At 72.5% G+C, this 18,391-nt stretch carries 19 protein-coding genes and 1 pseudogene; 8 read left to right on the top strand and 12 right to left on the bottom strand.

From position 1 onward, the window contains the following. Positions 1-64: 64 nt before the first annotated feature. Together STBA_RS13095 and STBA_RS13090 are read left to right on the top strand one after the other, a co-directional pair. Entirely contained in the window at positions 65-1,225 is a 1,161-nt protein-coding gene (locus STBA_RS13095) for an adenosine deaminase (protein ID WP_077059418.1), read from the top strand. Between the two features lie 178 nt (positions 1,226-1,403). Continuing rightward, complete coding sequence (locus STBA_RS13090) at positions 1,404-1,781, top strand: ATP-binding protein (protein WP_366510786.1); 378 nt, start codon at positions 1,404-1,406, stop codon at positions 1,779-1,781. Positions 1,782-1,861: 80 nt separating this feature from the next. Here the strand turns inward: STBA_RS13090 and STBA_RS13085 are convergent, their stop codons facing one another. Continuing rightward, positions 1,862-2,257 carry a PPOX class F420-dependent oxidoreductase gene (locus STBA_RS13085; RefSeq protein ID WP_077059416.1) on the bottom strand — a complete coding sequence of 132 codons (396 nt, stop codon included), beginning with the start codon at positions 2,255-2,257 and terminating at the stop codon, positions 1,862-1,864. Positions 2,258-2,349: 92 nt separating this feature from the next. On the opposite strand from STBA_RS13085, the gene STBA_RS13080 reads away from it, so the two are divergent. Further along, positions 2,350-2,739 carry a helix-turn-helix domain-containing protein gene (locus tag STBA_RS13080; RefSeq protein ID WP_077059415.1) on the top strand — a complete coding sequence of 130 codons (390 nt, stop codon included), beginning with the start codon at positions 2,350-2,352 and terminating at the stop codon, positions 2,737-2,739. 58 nt (positions 2,740-2,797) lie between these two features. Here STBA_RS13080 and STBA_RS13075 read toward each other — a convergent pair whose 3' ends face one another. From STBA_RS13075 to STBA_RS13060, 4 genes are all read right to left on the bottom strand, one after another. Continuing rightward, on the bottom strand, positions 2,798-3,436 hold the full coding sequence (locus STBA_RS13075; protein ID WP_077059414.1) for a VanZ family protein: 639 nt from the start codon (positions 3,434-3,436) through the stop codon (positions 2,798-2,800). A gap of 154 nt (positions 3,437-3,590) precedes the next feature. Continuing rightward, positions 3,591-4,181, bottom strand: coding sequence for a hypothetical protein (locus tag STBA_RS37770; protein WP_077059413.1), 591 nt, complete (start codon positions 4,179-4,181; stop codon positions 3,591-3,593). Next, positions 4,178-5,740, bottom strand: coding sequence for a HAMP domain-containing sensor histidine kinase (locus STBA_RS13065; protein ID WP_079251894.1), 1,563 nt, complete (start codon positions 5,738-5,740; stop codon positions 4,178-4,180). The genes STBA_RS37770 and STBA_RS13065 overlap by 4 nt, the downstream gene beginning before the upstream one ends. Beyond that, the gene (locus STBA_RS13060) at positions 5,737-6,414 is read right to left on the bottom strand and encodes a response regulator transcription factor (RefSeq protein ID WP_171987700.1); all 678 of its coding nucleotides are present in this window, start codon (positions 6,412-6,414) and stop codon (positions 5,737-5,739) included. Before STBA_RS13060 ends, STBA_RS13065 begins: the two co-directional genes overlap by 4 nt. A 186-nt stretch (positions 6,415-6,600) precedes the next feature. On the opposite strand from STBA_RS13060, the gene STBA_RS13055 reads away from it, so the two are divergent. After that, the gene (locus STBA_RS13055) at positions 6,601-7,323 is read left to right on the top strand and encodes a SigE family RNA polymerase sigma factor (RefSeq protein WP_077059410.1); all 723 of its coding nucleotides are present in this window, start codon (positions 6,601-6,603) and stop codon (positions 7,321-7,323) included. 179 nt (positions 7,324-7,502) lie between these two features. Here the strand turns inward: STBA_RS13055 and STBA_RS13050 are convergent, their stop codons facing one another. The 3 genes from STBA_RS13050 to deoC form a co-directional block, all read right to left on the bottom strand. Then, on the bottom strand, positions 7,503-8,387 hold the full coding sequence (locus STBA_RS13050; RefSeq protein ID WP_077063297.1) for an aldehyde dehydrogenase family protein: 885 nt from the start codon (positions 8,385-8,387) through the stop codon (positions 7,503-7,505). A 109-nt stretch (positions 8,388-8,496) separates the two neighbouring features. After that, positions 8,497-9,927: an aldehyde dehydrogenase family protein gene (locus STBA_RS13045; RefSeq protein ID WP_077063296.1), complete on the bottom strand. Its 1,431-nt coding sequence runs from the start codon at positions 9,925-9,927 to the stop codon at positions 8,497-8,499. A gap of 16 nt (positions 9,928-9,943) precedes the next feature. Continuing rightward, complete coding sequence (deoC, locus tag STBA_RS13040; RefSeq protein ID WP_077059409.1) at positions 9,944-10,897, bottom strand: deoxyribose-phosphate aldolase; 954 nt, start codon at positions 10,895-10,897, stop codon at positions 9,944-9,946. Between the two features lie 168 nt (positions 10,898-11,065). On the opposite strand from deoC, the gene STBA_RS13035 reads away from it, so the two are divergent. From STBA_RS13035 to STBA_RS13025, 3 genes are all read left to right on the top strand, one after another. Further along, complete coding sequence (locus tag STBA_RS13035) at positions 11,066-11,587, top strand: SigE family RNA polymerase sigma factor (protein WP_077059408.1); 522 nt, start codon at positions 11,066-11,068, stop codon at positions 11,585-11,587. Between the two features lie 247 nt (positions 11,588-11,834). After that, positions 11,835-12,935 carry a hypothetical protein gene (locus tag STBA_RS13030; RefSeq protein ID WP_077059407.1) on the top strand — a complete coding sequence of 367 codons (1,101 nt, stop codon included), beginning with the start codon at positions 11,835-11,837 and terminating at the stop codon, positions 12,933-12,935. Positions 12,936-12,978: 43 nt separating this feature from the next. Then, positions 12,979-13,617, top strand: coding sequence for a PH domain-containing protein (locus STBA_RS13025; protein WP_077059406.1), 639 nt, complete (start codon positions 12,979-12,981; stop codon positions 13,615-13,617). Positions 13,618-13,810: 193 nt separating this feature from the next. Here STBA_RS13025 and STBA_RS37765 read toward each other — a convergent pair. After that, positions 13,811-14,454, bottom strand: a pseudogene (locus STBA_RS37765) (DUF6596 domain-containing protein); the annotation flags it as partial. Positions 14,455-14,733: 279 nt separating this feature from the next. After that, positions 14,734-15,366 carry a TetR/AcrR family transcriptional regulator gene (locus tag STBA_RS13015; RefSeq protein WP_077059404.1) on the bottom strand — a complete coding sequence of 211 codons (633 nt, stop codon included), beginning with the start codon at positions 15,364-15,366 and terminating at the stop codon, positions 14,734-14,736. Positions 15,367-15,496: 130 nt separating this feature from the next. Between STBA_RS13015 and STBA_RS13010 the strand changes: the two genes are divergently transcribed. Next, positions 15,497-16,351 (top strand): SDR family NAD(P)-dependent oxidoreductase, encoded by an 855-nt coding sequence (locus tag STBA_RS13010; RefSeq protein WP_077059403.1) that lies wholly within the window; start codon positions 15,497-15,499, stop codon positions 16,349-16,351. A 30-nt stretch (positions 16,352-16,381) separates the two neighbouring features. Here the strand turns inward: STBA_RS13010 and STBA_RS13005 are convergent, their stop codons facing one another. Continuing rightward, positions 16,382-16,858, bottom strand: coding sequence for an HIT family protein (locus STBA_RS13005; protein WP_077059402.1), 477 nt, complete (start codon positions 16,856-16,858; stop codon positions 16,382-16,384). A 10-nt stretch (positions 16,859-16,868) separates the two neighbouring features. Next, positions 16,869-18,107, bottom strand: coding sequence for a Cmx/CmrA family chloramphenicol efflux MFS transporter (locus tag STBA_RS13000; protein ID WP_077059401.1), 1,239 nt, complete (start codon positions 18,105-18,107; stop codon positions 16,869-16,871). Positions 18,108-18,391 lie beyond the last annotated feature (284 nt).

Below are 18,391 nucleotides of genomic sequence, written 5' to 3'. Positions count from 1 at the left end.
GCGCCCCGCCCGGCGCGGCGTGAACTCCCCGGTGATCTACGCGCGTAGGCGTTAGAGTGCCCCCGTGACTCCGACGACAGCGACGACAGCGACGACAGCGACCGAGACACCGCCGAGCCCGGAACAGATCCTGCGCGCCCCCAAGGTGCTGCTGCACGACCACCTCGACGGCGGGCTGCGGCCCGCCACCGTCGCCGAACTCGCCCGCGAGCAGGGCTACGACCGGCTGCCGGAGACCGATCCCGAGCGCCTGGGCGCCTGGTTCCGGGAGGCGGCCGACTCCGGCTCGCTGGAACGGTACCTGGAGACGTTCACCCACACCGTCGGCGTGATGCAGACCGCGCCGGCGCTGCGGCGCGTCGCGGCCGAGTGCGTCCTCGACCTCGCCGCGGACGGCGTCGCGTACGCGGAGATCCGGTACGCGCCCGAGCAGCACCTTCAGGGCGGCCTCGGGCTCGAAGAGGTGGTCGAGGCCGTCAACGAGGGCTTCCGCGAAGGCATGCGGCTCGCCGCATCCGCGGGTCACCGCATCCGTGTCGGTGCCCTGCTGACGGCGATGCGGCACGCGGCGCGCGCGCTGGAGATCGCCGAACTGGCCAACCGCTACCGCGACCTGGGGGTCGTCGGGTTCGACATCGCGGGCGCGGAGGCCGGGTTCCCGCCCACCCGGCACCTGGACGCCTTCGAGTTCCTGAAGCGGGAGAACAACCACTTCACCATCCACGCGGGCGAGGCGTTCGGCCTGCCGTCGATCTGGCAGGCGCTCCAGTGGTGCGGTGCCGACCGGCTCGGACACGGGGTGCGGATCATCGACGACATCGAGGTCGGCGCGGACGGCTCCGTCACCCTCGGGCGGCTGGCCGCCTACGTCCGCGACAAGCGCATCCCGCTGGAGCTGTGCCCGACGTCCAACCTCCAGACGGGCGCGGCCGGCTCGTACGAGGAGCACCCGATCGGTCTGCTGCGGCGCCTGCACTTCCGCGCCACGGTGAACACCGACAACCGGCTGATGAGCGGCACCAGCATGAGCGCCGAATTCACCCATCTGGTGCGTACATTCCGGTACACGCTGGCCGACCTCCAGTGGTTCACGGTCAATGCGATGAAATCCGCGTTCATTCCTTTCGATGAACGTCTGGCGATGATCAACGAGGTCATCAAACCGGGGTACGCCGCGCTACGCTCCGAATGGCTGTTCAGGGAAAAGGGTTCCTCAGCGTCCTGACCTGCGGGTTGAGCAGGCGAAGTGTGGTGCGGCGGTGGCCGGTACGACCGGGTGCGCCGGGCGGGTCACGGGTAACGGCGCGCATTTCGATTCATTGCGGCGGCACTTTCCAGCGGTTACCTTCGGGGCGCCGCTCGAAACCCACTCAAGGACGTAGTCACAGATGAAGCAGGCAACGATGAAGAGTCTCGGGGTCGTCGCGCTCGGCGCCGCCCTCACCGCCGCCGGAGCGGGTGCAGCCTCCGCCGCCGTCCCCGACGCGGTCGGCCAGACGGCGGGCAAGGTGGCCGGCACCCTGCCCTCGCTCGACGAGGCGGCGGGCGCGCTGCCCGGCGGCACCGGTGAGGTGGTCGGCACCGGGAAGAACCTGCTGTCCGGCAAGTCGGAAGCCCTGCCCGCGCTGACGGAAACGCTGACCCACACCACCGGGGGCTCCGCCACGGAGAAGCTCACCGAGCCGGCGATGGACCTGCTCGGCGGGCTGCCGGTGGACCCGACCGAGAAGCTCGGCCTGCCGACCGACCAGCTCCTTGACGGCGTGCAGCTCGCCATGTGAGCGCCCGCGCCCGCCCGTTCGGCGCCGGGGGCCGTTCCCGAGAGGGGGCGGCCCCTTCGCCGTACCGCCGCGGCCCGCCCTCACCCGGCGAAGCCGAGCACCCGGGTCGGAGTGATGCGGACGACGAGCCGGACCACGTCGTCGGGCTCGAACGGCGGGTCCTGGCCGAGGTATTTGTGCGAAAGCCGCCTGCCCAGCAGCTTGTCCGGGTCCCCGGTCAGCTCGGCGGTGCCGCGGATGTCGCGGGAGAGGTAGGGGTCCGCCGCGTCGAAGACCGTCAGGGCGACCCGCGGGTCCCTGGCGATGTTCTTCGCCTTCTGCCTGGCGGCGGTGGTGGACAGCAGAACGGTGCCCCCGTCGCTCATCACCCACACCACGGACGTCTGCGGGCTGCCGTCCGGGTTCAGCGTGGCGAGAGTGGCGACGTTCGTGCCGTCGAGCAGCGCGCGCGTCGTGTCGTCGAAAGCGGTGGTCATGGGCCGTTCCTCGTCGTACGGGCAGGGGCCGTTCCCCTTGCTACGGTCGCCATGATGGGCGAGGCGACGGCGGGCGGGAAGAAGGCACTTTTATGTCACAGCGGAACACGCATGTGCCCGAGCGGGCCGATGAGCAGGAGGCGTGCACGCTGCTCGAAGTGATCTCGCGGGTGAGCGGGAAGTGGAGCATCGTCGTGCTGCTGGAGACGGCGCGCCGGCCGATGCGCTTCACGGAACTGGAGCGCGCGATCCACGGGATCAGCCGCCGGATGCTGACGCTGACCCTGCGCCAGCTGGAGCGCGACGGCTTCCTCGTGCGGACCGTCCACCCCACCGTGCCGCCGCGGGTGGAGTACGCGGCGACCGACATGGCGCGTGAGCTGCACGCGCACCTGTCCGGGCTGACCGAGTGGGCCGAGCGGCACCGCGGCACCGTCGCCGCCGCCCGCGCCGCCTTCGACGAGGCGGCAGCGGCGCGCTGACGGGACGCTGACGGCGCGGCAGCGGCGCCCCGGCGCGCGGGCGGCCCCGGCGGCCAGTTCAGCCGCGGAACGACGACAGCGCGGGCGCGTCCCGGTCGGCCGGGCCGGGGGCCGCCCAGACGCGCGGGCGCGTGCGAACCCGGCGGGCCTGGTGGAAGTGCTGCTCGGGGGCCGCGGCGGCGCGCGGCGACAGCCGCCGCGCCACTGGTCGGCGCGGGGTGGGGCGCGGCTCGTGGAAGACGAGGGTCCGCAGGCGGCCGTACGCCAGTTGGTGGGCGACGGCGATGCCGAAGGTGTTGAGGATGATCGAGTCGACGTCCGCGACGCGGCTGGGGACCAGCGACTGAAGGTATTCGAGGATCAGCGAGATCATGCCGCCCGCGAAGACGGTGCGGGCCAGTGAGGCGAACCTGGTGCCCCCCAGGTACCGGCCGAGCAGCGGCAGCAGAACGCCGAGCGGGACGAGGCGCAGCATCCCCGCGCCGATGGTGCGGACGGCCTCCTCGGGGCCCCGGTCGATGTCCGCGCGGATGGTGGCGAGCGGCTCCACGTTGGCCGGGGAGACCCAGAGCACTTCGAGCGGCCGGAGTGCGAGCCAGGCGATGGCGACCACGTAGACCGTGAGGAGGGCGAGAGCCGCAACCCGCAGGCGCGGGCCGGCACCGGGCTCGGGGGAGCCCGCTGGATGATGCTGCACGGGGATCAGGACGCCGAAGGCTACTGGCCGGTTCCGCCGCTCGGTGTGACCTGCGTCTTATCCGGGTCCGGCACGCCACCGCCGCTGCGGGCACCACCGCAACGGGTGCCACGCGGGCGCGGCATGTGCGCGGCCATGTGCGCGGCCGCGGCGTTCAGGGCGGCGGGAGGGCCGAGTGGGCCGCCTCCGGGGTGGTGCGCATCGCGTTCGTGCAGGCATAGACGCGGGGTTCGTGCTCCGCCGTTGCCCCGGCCGGGCCGCCGAGCATCACCGTCTGCCCGTTGCCCGCTATGTGGTCGCTGCTGGCGAAGGTGCAGATGATCTGCACCAGGGCGGCGGCGGTGAGGTCGGCGGGGCCCTGGCTCAGCCGCAGCGTTGGGGCCGGGTCGTCGGCCACCGGGCCGGAGACCTCCAGGTCGTCCGGGACCTCGCTGGTGAAGCCCGCGGCCCGTTCCTCGCTTCTCGGGTCGGTCTGCAATGCGTCCAGCAGCGCCTTGGCGGCGCCGACCCGGTCCTCGGAACCGGCGGGCAGGTCGACGGGACGGGCGACGGACTCGACGTGCGAGCCGCACAGCAGGTACACCTCGGTGTCCGCCGCCGACTCCTCGGCCTCGGGCGTCGTGTCGCAGGCGGCGCGGCTGGGCGCGGGGCCCGCGTCGACGGGCACGTCCGTCGCCCTGATGCCGCAGCCGACGGTCGCGGCCGTCAGCAGCAGTACGCCCGCCGTGCGCGCGGCCCTCGTCATCCGGCACCTCCTGCCGCCGTGCCGCCACCGCGGTGCTCCGCGCCGGCCGCCTCGTGTTCCGGCAGCCTTGCCTGGCGCGGCAGTCGCAGCGTGAACACCGCGCCGCCGCCCGGTGCGTTGTGCACGTCGATGTCGCCGCCGTGCAGGTGCGCGTTCTCCATCGCGATGGAGAGGCCGAGTCCGCTGCCGTCGGAGCGCGGGCGGGAGGCGCTGGCCTTGTAGAAGCGGTCGAAGACGTGCGGCAGGACGGCGTCCGGGATGCCGGGCCCCTGGTCGGCGACCTCGACGAGCACGTCGTGCCCGCCGCGGGCGGCGGTCTGCTCCTCGCGGACGGTGACGCGGACCGGGGAGCCGCCGTGCTTGAGGGCGTTGCCGATGAGGTTGGCCAGGATGACGTCCAGGCGGCGCGGGTCGAGCTCGGCGATGATGCCGCGGTCCGCGTTCACCTCGACGGCGTCGAGCCAGGCGCGGGCGTCGATGCAGGCCGTGACCTGGTCGGCGATGTCGACGTCGTCGAGCACCATGCGCGCGGTGCCGGCGTCGAAGCGGGTGACCTCCATCAGGTTCTCCACGAGGTCGTTCAGCCGCCTGGTCTCGCTGACGACGAGCTGCACGGCGGGGGCGATCATCGGGTCGAGGTTGTCGACCTCGTCCTCCAGGACCTCCGTCATCGCGGTGATGGCGGTCATCGGGGTGCGCAGCTCGTGCGACATGTCGGCGACGAACTGGCGGCTGGCGGACTCGCGGGCGCTGAGGTCCTGCATACGCTGCTCCAACGAGGCGGCGCTGCTGTTGAACGTGCGGGTCAGCTCGGCGAGTTCGTCGGCGCCGCGCACTTCGAGGCGGGTGTCGAGCTTGCCCTCGCCGAGGCGCTGGGCGGCGTCGCTGAGACGTTGCACCGGCCGCAGCACCATGGTGGCGGCGGCCTGGGCGAGGAGGACGGAGCCGACGACCGCGAGCGCGGTGGCGATGCCGAGGGACCAGGCCAGGGAGTTGAGGTCGTCCTGCTCGGGGGAGAGGGAGGCCAGCATGTAGCCGGTGGGGCCGCCGCCGATGACGCGGGTGCCGCCGATGAGGAACGGGTCGCCGTCGAGGGAGATGCGCTGCCAGTAGAGGTGGTATTCGGCGGAGCCGTCGCCGTCGCGCCGGTCGTGCACGGCCTCGATCAGCGAGGCCGGAACCATGTCCAGGTTGAACCGGCCCGGGTCGGACTCGGCCTGGCATATCTGCCCGTCCGACGCCTCGTCGATGAGCACGACCTGGTAGTCGAGTGTGTTTTCCGCCACTCCGGCGGCCATACTGTGCAAATCGTTGCACATCGGGCTCTCGGTGAGTGTGGTCGCCCGGTCACCCAGAGACTTGCGGAAGTCGCGCAGCGCCGTGTTCTGCGCGCGGGTGAGGACGGCGTCACGGTTGAGCCAGTAGGCGATGCCGGACACCGAGACCGCCGCCACGAGAGCCACCAGCGCGAACACGGTGACCAGGCGCAGCCGCAGGCTGGTCAGGCGCAGCAGCGCCCGGAGCCAGCCGCGCACCCGGCCGTCGCTGGCATCGCTCACGCGGGGGCGTCCAACCGGTAGCCCACACCGCGCACGGTGCGGATGAGCTTGGGCGAGGAGGGCACGTCCTCCACCTTGGCCCGCAGGCGCTGGACGCACGCGTCGACCAGGCGAGAGTCGCCGAGGTAGTCGTGCTCCCAGACCAGGCGCAGCAGCTGCTGCCGGGACAGGGCCTGGCCCGGCCGCCGGCTGAGCTCAAGGAGAAGGCGCAGCTCGGTGGGGGTGAGCTGGAGGTCGGCGCCGTTCTTCGTCACGGTCATGGCGGCCCGGTCGATGACGATGGAGCCGAAGGTGGCCGAGTCGTTGGACTCCCGTTCCCCGCGGCGCATCACCGCGCGGATGCGGGCATCGAGGACGCGGCCCTGGACGGGCTTGACGACGTAGTCGTCGGCTCCCGATTCGAGGCCGACGACGACGTCGATGTCGTCGCTGCGTGCGGTCAGCAGAATGATCGGCAGCTGGTCGGTGCGGCGGATGCGCCGGCACACCTCAAAACCGTCGATACCGGGCAGCATGACGTCCAAGACGATGAGGTCCGGCCGCTGCTCACGCAAAAGCTTCAGGCCGTCCTCACCCGTCGCGGCGGTCACGACACGGTGTCCCTGGCGAGTCAGACTCATCTCCAGGGCCGTGCGAACCGCCTCGTCGTCCTCGATCAGCAACAGGAAAGCCACGCGGGTCATTGTGGCCTATGGACCCTCGGGAGTTCGACTCTCCTGCCATTGAAGCGTTCCCGTCAGGTGTGGAGGCGGCCGGAGGGCCTGTGACACCGCTGTGACAGTTGGGGGACCACCCCATGAAACTGGCCCGGCAATGTATTCCCCAACGAACACGGACGGCGTGAACGAGGGGGAGCGGAGATGAGCGCAGTGCACAGCGTCACTGGCACGGCGGTGAGCGAGACGCGCACGACCACCGCAATGGTTCCCGTCCGGTGCGGGGAGAAGTCCGGTGCGGCCAACCGGCTGGGGGGCCGGCGCGGCATCGGGCACCAGCGCCCACACCTGACCGCGGTGGGTGCGCCTGGGGGGCGGAACGGGAGCGTGCGGCGCGAGGGGGCCACGGAGGCGGAGTTCACCGCCTACGTGCGAGAGCGCCGCGCCTCCCTGTACGCCACCGCCTACCACCTGACCGGTGACCGGCACGAGGCCGAGGACCTGCTCCAGAGCGCGCTGCTGTCCACGTACCGCGCCTGGGACCGGATCAGCGACAAGGCGGCGGTCGGCGGATACCTGCGGCGAACGATGACCAACCTGCACATCAGCGCCTGGCGGCGGCGGAAGCTGAACGAGTACCCGACCGAGGAGCTGCCCGAGGCGCCCGGCGAGCACGACACGATGCGCGGCACCGAGCTGCGCACCGTGCTCTGGCAGGCGCTGGCGCGGCTGCCAGAGCAGCAGCGCACCATGCTGGTGCTGCGCTACTACGAAGGCCGCACCGACCCGGAGATCGCGGACACGCTGAACATAAGCGTCGGCACGGTGAAGAGCAGCATCTGGCGCACTCTGCGCCGGCTGCGCGAGGACCGGGCCCTCAGCCTCGGCCAGGACCAGGAGGAGTCCTTCGGCGAGCTGGTGGCCTGAACGCGTGGGGGACGCCGCCCGAGGGGGCGGGGTTACGGGGGAACGAGGGGGGACCAGGGGGAAACGGGGGAACGAGGGGGACACGGGGAACGGGGGAACGTCGCGGGGCTCGGCCGGCCGGGGGGTTCGGCCGGGCCCCGCTTCGCCGCGTTCCCGCCGCGTGGTGCCGGCGGCGGGGGTCACACGCCCATGGGGTGCCACACCGTCTTCGTCTCCAGGAACGCCAGCAGGCGCGACGTGCCGGGGTCGGCCGTCCAGTCCTCGGCGTCCACGGCCGGGCGGCGGACACGTTTCAGGTTTTCCGCGGCCGTCGCCTCCAGCTCGGCGGCCAGCGCCGGGTCCGCGGCACCGGTCAGGTCGATCGCGTTGACGTCCTGGTGCGCGGCGAGCGGCGGGCCCAGCTCCGCGGTGCGGCCGGACAGCACGTTGACCACGCCCGCGGGCACGTCCGAGGTGGCCAGCACCTCGGCCAGGGACAGGGCGGGCAGGGGCGTGCGTTCCCCGGCGACCAGCACCGCCGTGTTGCCGCCCGCGAGCACCGGGGCGAGGACGGAGACCAGGCCGAGCAGCGAGGAGTCCTGCGGTGCCAGCACGGCGACCACGCCGGTCGGCTCGGGCGAGGAGAGGTTGAAGTAGGGGCCCGCCACCGGGTTCGAGGAACCGGCGATCTGCGTCACCTTGTCGGTCCAGCCCGCGTACCAGACCCAGCGGTCGACCGCCGCCTCGACGGCCGCGCGCGCCTGCGCCTTCGACAGGCCCTCGGCGGCGGCGACTTCGGCGCGGAACTGGTCGCGGCGCCCCTGGAGCAGCTCGGCGACGCGGTAGAGCACCTGGCCCCTGTTGTAGGCGGTGGCTCCCGACCAGCGCGGGAACGCCTTGCGCGCGGCGGCCACCGCGTCCCTGGCGTCCTTGCGGGATGCGAGGGGCGCGTTGGCCAGCCAGTTGCCCTGGGGATCGGTCACCTCGTACACCCGTCCGCTCTCGGAGCGGGGGAACGCGCCCCCGATGAACAGCTTGTAGGTCTTGAGGACCGCAAGGGGCGTGGCGTGCTCCGGCTTCGGCATCGCAGATCCGTCCGTCCTCTCGGGGGTGTGCGGCTGCTCGGACGTCGGGTCGGACATCGGGTCAGACATCGAGTCGGACATCGAGTCGGACATCGAGTCGGACATCGGGTCAGACATCGAGGTAGGCCCCCAGACCGTGCCGTCCGCCCTCGCGGCCGTAGCCGGACTCCTGGTAGCCGCCGAACGGCGAGGTGGGATCGAACTTGTTGAAGGTGTTGGACCACACGACCCCGGCGCGCAGCTGCCCCGCGAGCCACAGGATGCGCGAGCCCTTCTCCGTCCAGATGCCCGCGGACAGCCCGTACGGCGTGTTGTTGGCCTTGGCCACCGCCTCCTCGGGGGTCCGGAACGTCAGCACGGAGAGCACCGGGCCGAAGATCTCCTCACGGGCGATGCGGTGGGCCTGCGTGACGCCGGTGAACAGCGTCGGCGGGAACCAGTAGCCGTCCGCGGGCAGTTCGCACGGCGGCGACCAGCGTTCCGCGCCCTCCGCGCTGCCCGCGTCGGCCAGCTCGCGGATGCGGGCCAGCTGCGCCGCGGAGTTGATGGCGCCGACGTCCGTGTTTTTGTCCAGCGGGTCGCCGACGCGCAGCGTCGCCATGCGGCGCTTCAGCGCGCCCAGCAGCTCCTCGGCGACGGACTCCTGCACCAGGAGGCGGGACCCGGCGCAGCAGACGTGGCCCTGGTTGAAGAAGATGCCGTTCACGATCCCCTCGACGGCCTGGTCGAGGGGCGCGTCGTCGAAGACGATGTTCGCGGCCTTGCCGCCCAGTTCGAGCGTCAGCTTCTTGCGGGTGCCGGCGACGGTGCGGGCGATGCGCCGGCCGACGCCGGTGGAGCCGGTGAACGCGATCTTGTCGACGCCCGGGTGCTCGACGAGCGCGGCGCCCGCGGTGCCGTCGCCCGTCACGATGTTGACGACGCCGGGCGGCAGCGCGGCCTGGCGGCAGATCTCCGCGAAGCGGAGCGCGGTCAGCGGGGTCGTCTCGGCCGGCTTCAGGACCACCGTGTTCCCCGTGGCGAGCGCGGGCGCGATCTTCCAGGCGAGCATCAGCAGCGGGAAGTTCCACGGGATGACCTGTCCGGCCACGCCGAGAGGCTTCGGGTCGGGGCCGAAGCCGGCGTGCGGCAGCTTGTCCGCCCAGCCCGCGTAGTAGAAGAAGTGCGCGGCCACCAGCGGGAGATCGACGTCGCGGGACTCGCGGATGGGCTTGCCGTTGTCGAGCGATTCCAGCACGGCCAGCTCACGGGAGCGCTCCTGGATCAGCCGCGCGATCCGGAACAGGTACTTCGCGCGCTCGGCGCCCGGAAGCCCCGACCAGCGCGGGAACGCTCTGCGCGCCGCCTCCACGGCGGCGTGCACGTCGTCCGCGCCGGCGTGCGCCACCTCGGAAAGCACCTCCTCGGAGGCGGGCGCGATGCTTTTGAAGACCTTGCCCCCGGCGGCGGGCCGGAACTCGCCGTCGATGAACAGCCCGTGGGACGAGGCGATCGCGGCGGTCGAACGTGACTCGGGTGCGGGTGCGTACTCGAACTTCATCGCGGTCATGGGGCCTTCAGTCCACCGTTACGTAGTCGGGGCCGGAGTAGCGACCGGTCGTGAGCTTCTGACGCTGCATCAGCAGATCGTTCAGCAGGCTGGAGGCGCCGAACCGGAACCAGGCCGGGTCGAGCCAGTCGTCGCCCGCCGTCTCGTTCACCAGCACCAGGTACTTCAGCGCGTCCTTCGCGGTGCGGATGCCGCCGGCCGGCTTGACGCCGACCTGGCGGCCGGTGGTGGCGCGGAAGTCGCGGACCGCCTCCAGCATCAGCAGCGTGTTGGCGGGGGTGGCGTTGACCGCGACCTTGCCGGTCGACGTCTTGATGAAGTCGGCGCCCGCCAGCATCGCCAGCCAGGAGGCGCGGCGGATGGCGTCGTACGTCGCCAGCTCGCCGTTTTCCAGGATCACTTTCAGATGAGCCTCGCCGCAGGCGGCCTTGACGGCGGTGATCTCCTCGAACACCTGGAGGTAGCGGCCGGAGAGGAACGCCCCCCGGTCGATGACCATGTCCACCTCGTCGGCACCCGCGGCCACGGCCTCCCGCGTATCGGCGAGCTTGACGGAACGGGCCGCACGCCCGGCGGGGAACGCGGTCGCGACCGAGGCGACCGCGATCCCGGTGCCGCGCAGCGCCTCCTTGGCCTCGCGCACCATGTCCGAGTAGACGCAGATGGCGGCGACCGCGGGGACGGAACGGTCCGACGGATCGGGCGCGGCGCCCTTCGCGCACAGCGACCGTACTTTCCCCGGGGTGTCGGAACCTTCGAGGGTGGTCAGGTCGATCATGGAAATCGCCAGATCGATGGCGTAGGACTTGGCCGTTGTCTTGATCGAACGGGTCCCCAGGGCGGCGGCGCGGCTCTCGAGCCCCACCGCGTCCACTCCGGGCAGCCCGTGCAGGAAGCGGCGCAGCGCGGCATCGGACACGGTCACGTCCGCCAGCGGCAGCGCCGGTGCTGTGGATGGCATGCTCACCAGATCAGCATATCTACGCGCGTAGTCGCCTGTCACCGGCCAAGCGGAGTCCGAGCGGCAGCAATGAGGCGGTATCAATGCGGATGCACAGGGGAACTGCTGACCTCGGGTGGGCAACCTGGGGCGGCGGAATGGTGGTCGGGTAGGTGAGGGGGTGCCCGGATGAAGACTGAGGACTCAGAGACGCCGGAGGACACGTTTCAGGCGTTCGTGCGCAGCCGATGGCCCGGCTTGGTCAGGACGGCGTTCCTGTTCACCGGTGACCGTCATCTTGCGGAGGACGTCGCGCAGACCGCGCTCGCCAAGGCGTACCGGTCGTGGTCACGGGTCCAGCGCAGTGACAATCCGGACGCCTATGTGCGGCGCATCCTGATCAGCTGCCACAAGGACCGCTTCCGCAAGCGGAGGGTGCCGGAGCATCTGACGGACATGCCGCCCGATGCCGCGGTCGCCACGGACGACATGGCACGCGCGGACGAGCGGGAGGTGCTGGCGGCGGCCCTCGCGGGGCTGCCGAGGCGGCAGCGGCTGGTCGTGATCCTGCGGTACTGGGAGGACCTGTCCGAGTCGGAGGTGGCGCAGACGCTGGGCTGCTCGGTCGGCACGGTCAAGAGTCAGGCGTCCAAGGCGCTGAGCAAGCTCAGAGCCGTCCTCGGCCAGAGCGCGGTGCCCGCACCGTTCTGACCGTTGTGCCCGCATGACCCGGTCGGGCCGTGGCCGTTTCATCGGCGACCGGCCGGTTGGCGGGCAGCGCCGACAACACCTGAAGCGCCCGGGACCTGCGTAGCGAACGAGCCGATGAGCCAACGAGCCAAGTATGCGAAGCACTAAGCGAACGAGCGAACGAGCGAACGAGCGAACGAAGCAAATGAAACGACGTAGCGGTCCGGATGAGACCCCGGCAGCGAATGCGGAGAGACCGAGGTATGCGATGACCGACAGAAGCGCCGGAGGCGCGAACGCCGGGGGTGACGCCCCGACGGGCCGCCACGGCGGCCGGGAGGCGCACCGCTGGGAGCGCGGCGGCCCGGCCCCGGACGGCCGCGGGGGCGGCGGAGGGGCCGGCTACCGCGCCGGTGCCGCGGGTGTGGGCGGCGGGGGCGATGGGGACGACGGGGAGGCGAGCGCCGTCGAGACGGAGCTGAGGCGCATGCTCGCGGAGCGGGCGGCGGGCGCGGCGCCGCGGGAGGCGCCGTACGACTCCATCGTGCGGCGCGGCCGGTGGGCTCGGCGGCGTGGCCGGGCGGTGCTCGGAGCCGGGGCCGCCGTCCTGATCGCGGTGCCCGGCGTGGCCATCGGGGCGCACCAGGACTGGCTCGGCGGGGACGGCCGTTCGTCCGTTGCGGCCTCGCCGTCCGCTGCGCCCTCCGAGTCCGCCGCGGGGGCGGGGTCGGGGGCGTCCGCAGATCCGGCCGGGCCTGCGGACCCCGAGCGGCAGCTCTTGGACGGCATCACGTTCGAGCAGGCCGCCGATTCGCTCGCCCGCTGTATAGCGGACTGGGGCGGTTCGTCTGCCTTCTCGGACCATGAGCAGCCGGACATAGAGATCGGTGAGCTGCGCATCCTCCTCGCCTGGGTCTCTCAGGGCGACGACAATCGGGGGGCGGAGCCGATACGCCAGGTCCTTGCGGTCAGCGACGACCCCTCGGCGGACCCCCACTTCCAGCTGGTGTGCGCGGATCGCGGGGAGGCGGCCGGCTCCGTCGGCATGCAGACCAGCACGGACACGCCCTCGGACCCGGGGCCTGCGGTGCGCCCCGAGCCGGGCGCCGGCCGGTACCTCGGGCCGATGATGGGTGAATGGACGATGCCCTTCCGCTGGGCTCACTTCGGCACGCTGGACCCTGAGGTCGTGCGGGTCACCGTGGAGTACGCGGGTGCCACGGAGGAGGCCGTGGTGGAGGCGGGGTACTTCGCGGTCGCGGGCATGGGCGAGGACGCGCCGGGCGGCAGCCCTGTGATCAAGGGATACGGAGCGGACGGGGAGGTGCTGTACGACTCCGCCGAGGAGGCGGTTCCGGGCCAGGGGTAGTGGGCCGCACCGGCACGCGGGCCGTTCCGGCAGAATCGGAGGCATGAGTGAGCCCCAGAAGTATGCCGACCGCGTCTACCGCTCCGGGTCCGCCATCGCGGCAGGTGTGCTGCTGCTCGGTCTGGCCGGGTGGCTGGGCGGAGATGCGATCCTGCGTGGTGAGGACAGGACGCCGCTGACGGCGGCATCCACCCTGCTGTTCGTGGTGCCGCTGGTCGTCGCCTTCACTCTGCGTCCGGCCGTCTTCGCCTCGGACGAGCGGCTGCGCGTGCGGAATCCGTTCCGCACCATCACCGCCCCCTGGGGCGCGGTGGACACCATCAGGTCCAGCTATTCCACGGAGGTGCTGGCCGGCGGCACGAAGTACCAGATGTGGGCGATCCCGGTGTCGATGCGGGCCCGTTCGAAGGCGACACGGCACAACGACCAGGTCGCCTCCGGGCGGCCGGCCCGCGGCGGTCTGATGGGCCTCAACTTCGGCGGGGGCGGCATGGCCGGCTCGCAGGACACCGGGCCGCGCGTCCCGCCGGGCGACGCGGCCGTGGCCGAGTTGCGGGAGCTGGCGGAGCGCCACGGGGAGAAGACGCAGGGCGGCACGGTCGGCGTGCGCTGGAGCTACGAGATTCTGGCGCCGCTCGCCGTGGGCGCGGTGGGCCTGGCCATCATGTGGCTGACCGGCTGACCGGCTGACCGGCTGACCGGCTGACCGGCTGACCGGCTGACCGGCTGACCGGCTGACCGGCTGACCCGGGTTCCGTGGCGGTCCGCCCGAGCGGGCCCGGTGTGCGGCTATGCGATGCCGTTCGGGGCGGTGGGCGTCCGGGGTGGGCCGCGCTTGCTGATCCGTTCGCCTCCCACGCCCTGCTCCGGCCACGTCAGGGGGCGAGGCGAGTCGCGCGGTCCCTCAGGTAGCGCTGTTCCGGAAGGCTGGTCGTCAGTCTCGCCGCGGTCTCGTAGCAGGAGCGCGCGGAGGCACGGTCGCCCGCCATCTCCAACAGGTGGGCCCGCACCGCGTGGAGCCGGTGGTGGCCGGCGAGCCGGGCGTCCGCGTCCAGCGGTTCCAGCAGCGTGAGTCCGGCTCGGGGAGGTGGACCATCGCCTCCGCAACGGCGTGATTGAGGGTGACCATCGGATTGGGAGCAAGTGTTTCGAGCAGTTGGCAGAGCGCGACGATCTGTGGCCAGTCGGTGTCCTCGGCCCGTTCCGCCTCCGCGTGCACCGCTGCCAGTGCCGCCTGGACCTGGTACTGACCGATCCGGGCGCGGGCCAGGGTCCGCCTGGTCAGCGCGATGCCCTCGTCGAGGAACGGGCGATGCCAGCGGCTGCGGTCCTGCTCGGCGAGTGGCACCAGGCCACCGTCGGCTGAGGTGCGCGCGGGGCGTCTGGCGTCGGTGAGGAGTATCAGGGCAAGCAATCCCGCGGCCTCTCCGTCGTCCGGCAGCACGCCGTGGAGGAGCCGGGCCAGCCGGATCGCCTCGCTCGCCAGGCCGGCCCGGTGCAGGTCGGGTCCCGAAGCCGTAGCAGCCCGGCGCGGACACCTGCTCGGTGGCCGCGTCGCCGACGTGGAACGTCCAGCCGAACAGGTGTCCGTAGTAGTCGCGCAATGTCGCCGGGGCGCTCCCGATGATCTCGAAGCGCACCACTGGCCGTCCCATGACATGTCCTTTCCGTTCGCGCTGCCTCGTCGAGCGGCTACGCCGGGGTTTCCGCCGGGTTCGGCCGGGTGTCCACGCCGGCCCGGCCCTCATGACAAGGTCGGAGCGGACGGTCCGATATCGACATCGGCGGACGCGGCGGGTCAGCGGTGCGCAGGGCCGCGGAGGCCGTTCAGCGCGGTCCGCACCAGGAGATCGGCGTACTCGGCCGTAAGGGGGCGGCTGCGATCCAGCCAGGTGGTGCGCAGCACGCCCCACAGCATGTCCACCGCCAGGTCCAGATCCGTGTCCTGCGGCAGCTGGCCCGCCTGCTGTGCGCTGCGCAGCCGCGCCAGCTTCAGCTTCCGCATGGGGCCGTCGAGCCGTTCCGCGTAGAGCGCCGCGAGGGCGGGGTCGGTGATGATCTCCACGGAGAGTGCCCGCATCATGCCGTCGAGCCGGGGGTCGGTCAGCTCCTCGACGGTCGCGCGCAGCACCGTCTTCAGGTCCCGCTCCAGATCGCCGGTGTCCGGCAGGGCGGCGTCGGCGGCGCCGGTGGCGTCGTCCGAGCCCTGGGCAGCGAGGGTCAGCAGCGCGTCGAACAGCACCGCTCCCTTGGACGGCCACCAGCGGTAGATCGTCTGCTTCCCGACGCCGGCCCTGGCAGCGATGCCCTCGATGCTCAGCCTGGCGTAGCCGACCTCGCCGACCAGGTCGAACGCCGCGGTGAGGATGGCCTGCCGGGATGCTTCGCTGCGGCGCGCGGGGTTGGGCCGGTTCTGCTGCCGTGACGTCATGGCCGCCAGACTAGCAAGGCGCAATACGAGACGGTCCGTCTTGACTGCGTGCCGCCCGGCGGGCATGCTGTCGAGGAAACAAGCGAGACGCAACGTCTCGTGCCGGCAAAGCCCTACCCGGGAGGCGTCCATGCGCACCGAATCCAGCCGCACCTGGCTCATCACCGGCGGCAGCCGCGGCCTCGGCCGCGCCTTCGCCGAGGCCGCACTCGACGCGGGGGACCGGGTGGCCACGGTGTCGCGCACCACCGCCTCCCTGGACGAGTTGCGCGCCCGCCACGACGGGCGGCTGATCACGCTCACCGCCGACGTCACCGACCGCGCCGCTGTCTTCGCGGCGGTCGAGGAGGCGGCCACGCGCCTCGGCCGCCTGGACATCGTCGTCAACAACGCGGGGACGATGGCGATGGGCATGATCGAGGAGTTCACCGAGGCGGAGGCCCGCGCCGCCATGGAGACCAACTTCTTCGGCGCCCTGTGGGTCGGCCAGGCCGTCATGCCGGTCCTGCGCGCGCAGCGCGGCGGCCACATCGTGCAGATCTCCAGCATCGGCGCCCTTGGCGGTTACCCGAGCACGGGCCTGTACAGCGCGAGCAAGTTTGCTCTTGAGGGCATGAGCGAAGCGCTCGCCGCCGAGGCCGCGCACTTCGGCGTCCGGCTGACCATCGTCGAACCGGGCGGTTACTGGACCGACCTGTACACGGCCATGCACACCGCCACCGCCGATCCGTCGTACGCGGGGTTGCGCGCCGAGTTGGAGAAGCAGTGGGCGGAAGGCTCCGTCGACAGCCACCCGCGGCTCGCCGCGGAGGCCCTGATGAAGCTGGTCGACAGCGAGGAGCCGCCGCTGCGCCTACTGCTCGGCAGCGCCGTCTACGACATGGCCGTGGAGGTCAGCAACGCCCGGCTGCGGACATGGGCGGCGTGGGAGGAGACCAGCCGCGCGGCCGAGCACGCCATTCCGCAGCCGCAGCCGCAGCCGTAGCGCTGAACGGTCGGGCCGGGCCGCCCGCGTTCAGCCGTCGCCCGCCGGCCCGTGCCGGAGGGCGCGGCCGACGGCGCGCGCGATGCCGTCGGCCTCCGCGTCCGGCACCCGCTCCGCCGCGGGCCGCCGCAGCAGGTCGAAGATCCCGGGCCCGCGCCGCGCGGCGGGCAGCTCGGCGCCGCGCGGAATCACGTGGAAGTGCAGGTGGGCGAAGCCGTCCTGCTCGCCGAACTGCGCCACGTACGTCTTGGGGCAGCCCGTCACCTCGCGCAGCGCCCGTGACAGAGCGGCCTGCCAGGGCCCGAGCGCCGCCGCCTCCGCGTCCGTCAGCTCGTCCACGCCCGTGACGTGCCGCCGCGGCAGGAGCACCAGCCAGCCGGGCAGGGCCGTGCCCAGCGCGTGCGCCACCCGCCAGTGGCGGTCGGACGCGACGGCCTCGCGCGGCGGCAGGGCGCCGAAGCCGGTCTCCTGTTCGCAGGCGTAGCAGCCGGCCCGGGGCGTCTCCATGCGCCCAAGCCTAGGCCGGTCCGCCGCGCGCCCCCCGGTCCGCCCGTGCAACCGCCGTCGCCGGACGGGCCGTTGTGCCTCGCCCGCCGTTCCAAGGCCGGGCGCGCCCCCGCAGTCCCGCGGCCGTGCCCGCGACGGCGAGGGCCAGTGCCACGAGCCCCGCGCCGACCCACAGCGGGGAGCGGTAGCCGAGGTCCGCACCGATCGCGAGGCCGCCCGCCCACGGGCCGACCGCCGCCCCCACGTTGAACGCGGCGGTGGCGAACCCGCCGGCCAGGGTCGGCGCCTCCGCCGCCGCGTAGAGCACCTGGGAAATCAGCGTGGAGCCGACCGCGAACGACAGGGTGCCCTGCGCCAGGACGAGCACGAGGGCCGCGACCGCGTTCCCCGCCACCAGCGCGAACAGCACCCAGCCCGCCAGCAGCGCCGCTCCGCCCCAGGCCAGCAGCCGGACGGGCCGCACGTCCGCGACCCGCCCGGCGATCGTCACCCCGAGGAACGAGCCGAGCCCGAACATCGCCAGTACCGCGGGCACCCAGCCCTCCCCGAAGCCGGTCACCTCGGTCATCAGCGGCGCGAGATAGGTGAACACGCAGAAGGTCGCCCCGTTCACCAGGGCCCCGAGGAGCAGCGTCACCAGCAGGCGCGGGCTGCGCAGCGCGCGCAGTTCGCGGCGCGCCCGCGGCGCGGCGGCGCCGTCCGGAGCCCCCGCGGGCACGGACCGCAGCGTCGCGGCGATCGTCGGCAGGGAGATCAGGGCCACGGCCCAGAACGCCGCGCGCCAGCCCCACAGCTGGCCGAGCCATGCCCCGGCGGGGACGCCTGCCACGCAGGCGACGGTGACGCCGCCGAGCAGCACCGAGGTCGCGCGCCCCTTGGCGTTCGGCCCGACCATGGCGGCCGCGGTCGCCAGGGCCACCGCGAGGAACCCGGCGTTGGCGAGCGCCCCGACGACGCGGGTGACAAGCAGCACGTGATAGCTGGTGGTCAGCGCGCCGATCACGTGCACGAGCAGGAAGACGACGAGGAACGCGAGCAGCGCGAGCCGCCGCGACCAGCGCAGGCTGAGAACGGCCATCAGCGGGGCGCCGACGGCCATTCCCACGGCGAAGGCCGAGGTCAGCGAGCCGGCGGCCGGAACGGAGACGTTCAGGTCGTCGGCGATGCCGGGGATGAGGCCCGACAGCATGAACTCGGACGTGCCTTGTGCAAATACCGCAAGACCGAGAAGATAAAGGGCAAAAGGCATGAAATAGCTCCGCAACCACATCGTGGACCGACAGGGCAGCGGCAGGCACACACCGGCAACGGCACGGGCAGCACGGGGCACAGGGCACAGGGCACAGGGACGACGGCACACGAACGTCCCCGGGGCAGACGGCCGTTGACGCGGGCGCGCGCGACTGCCGCGCGAAGAAACCCGCCGTCGTCGTGAGGCACGACGGACGGCCGGTCGGAAACAGCCCGCAGGCCGACGATCCGGTGGCGGAAGGACGCGGGAACGCGGTGCCCGGCACCGCGGCCCTCAGGGGC

It is taken from the genome of Streptomyces sp. MP131-18, from assembly GCF_001984575.1.
GTDB lineage: Bacteria > Actinomycetota > Actinomycetes > Streptomycetales > Streptomycetaceae > Streptomyces > Streptomyces johnsoniae.
Note: the sequence above shows the minus strand (reverse complement) of the source record. Positions and strands in the feature narration are given on the sequence as shown.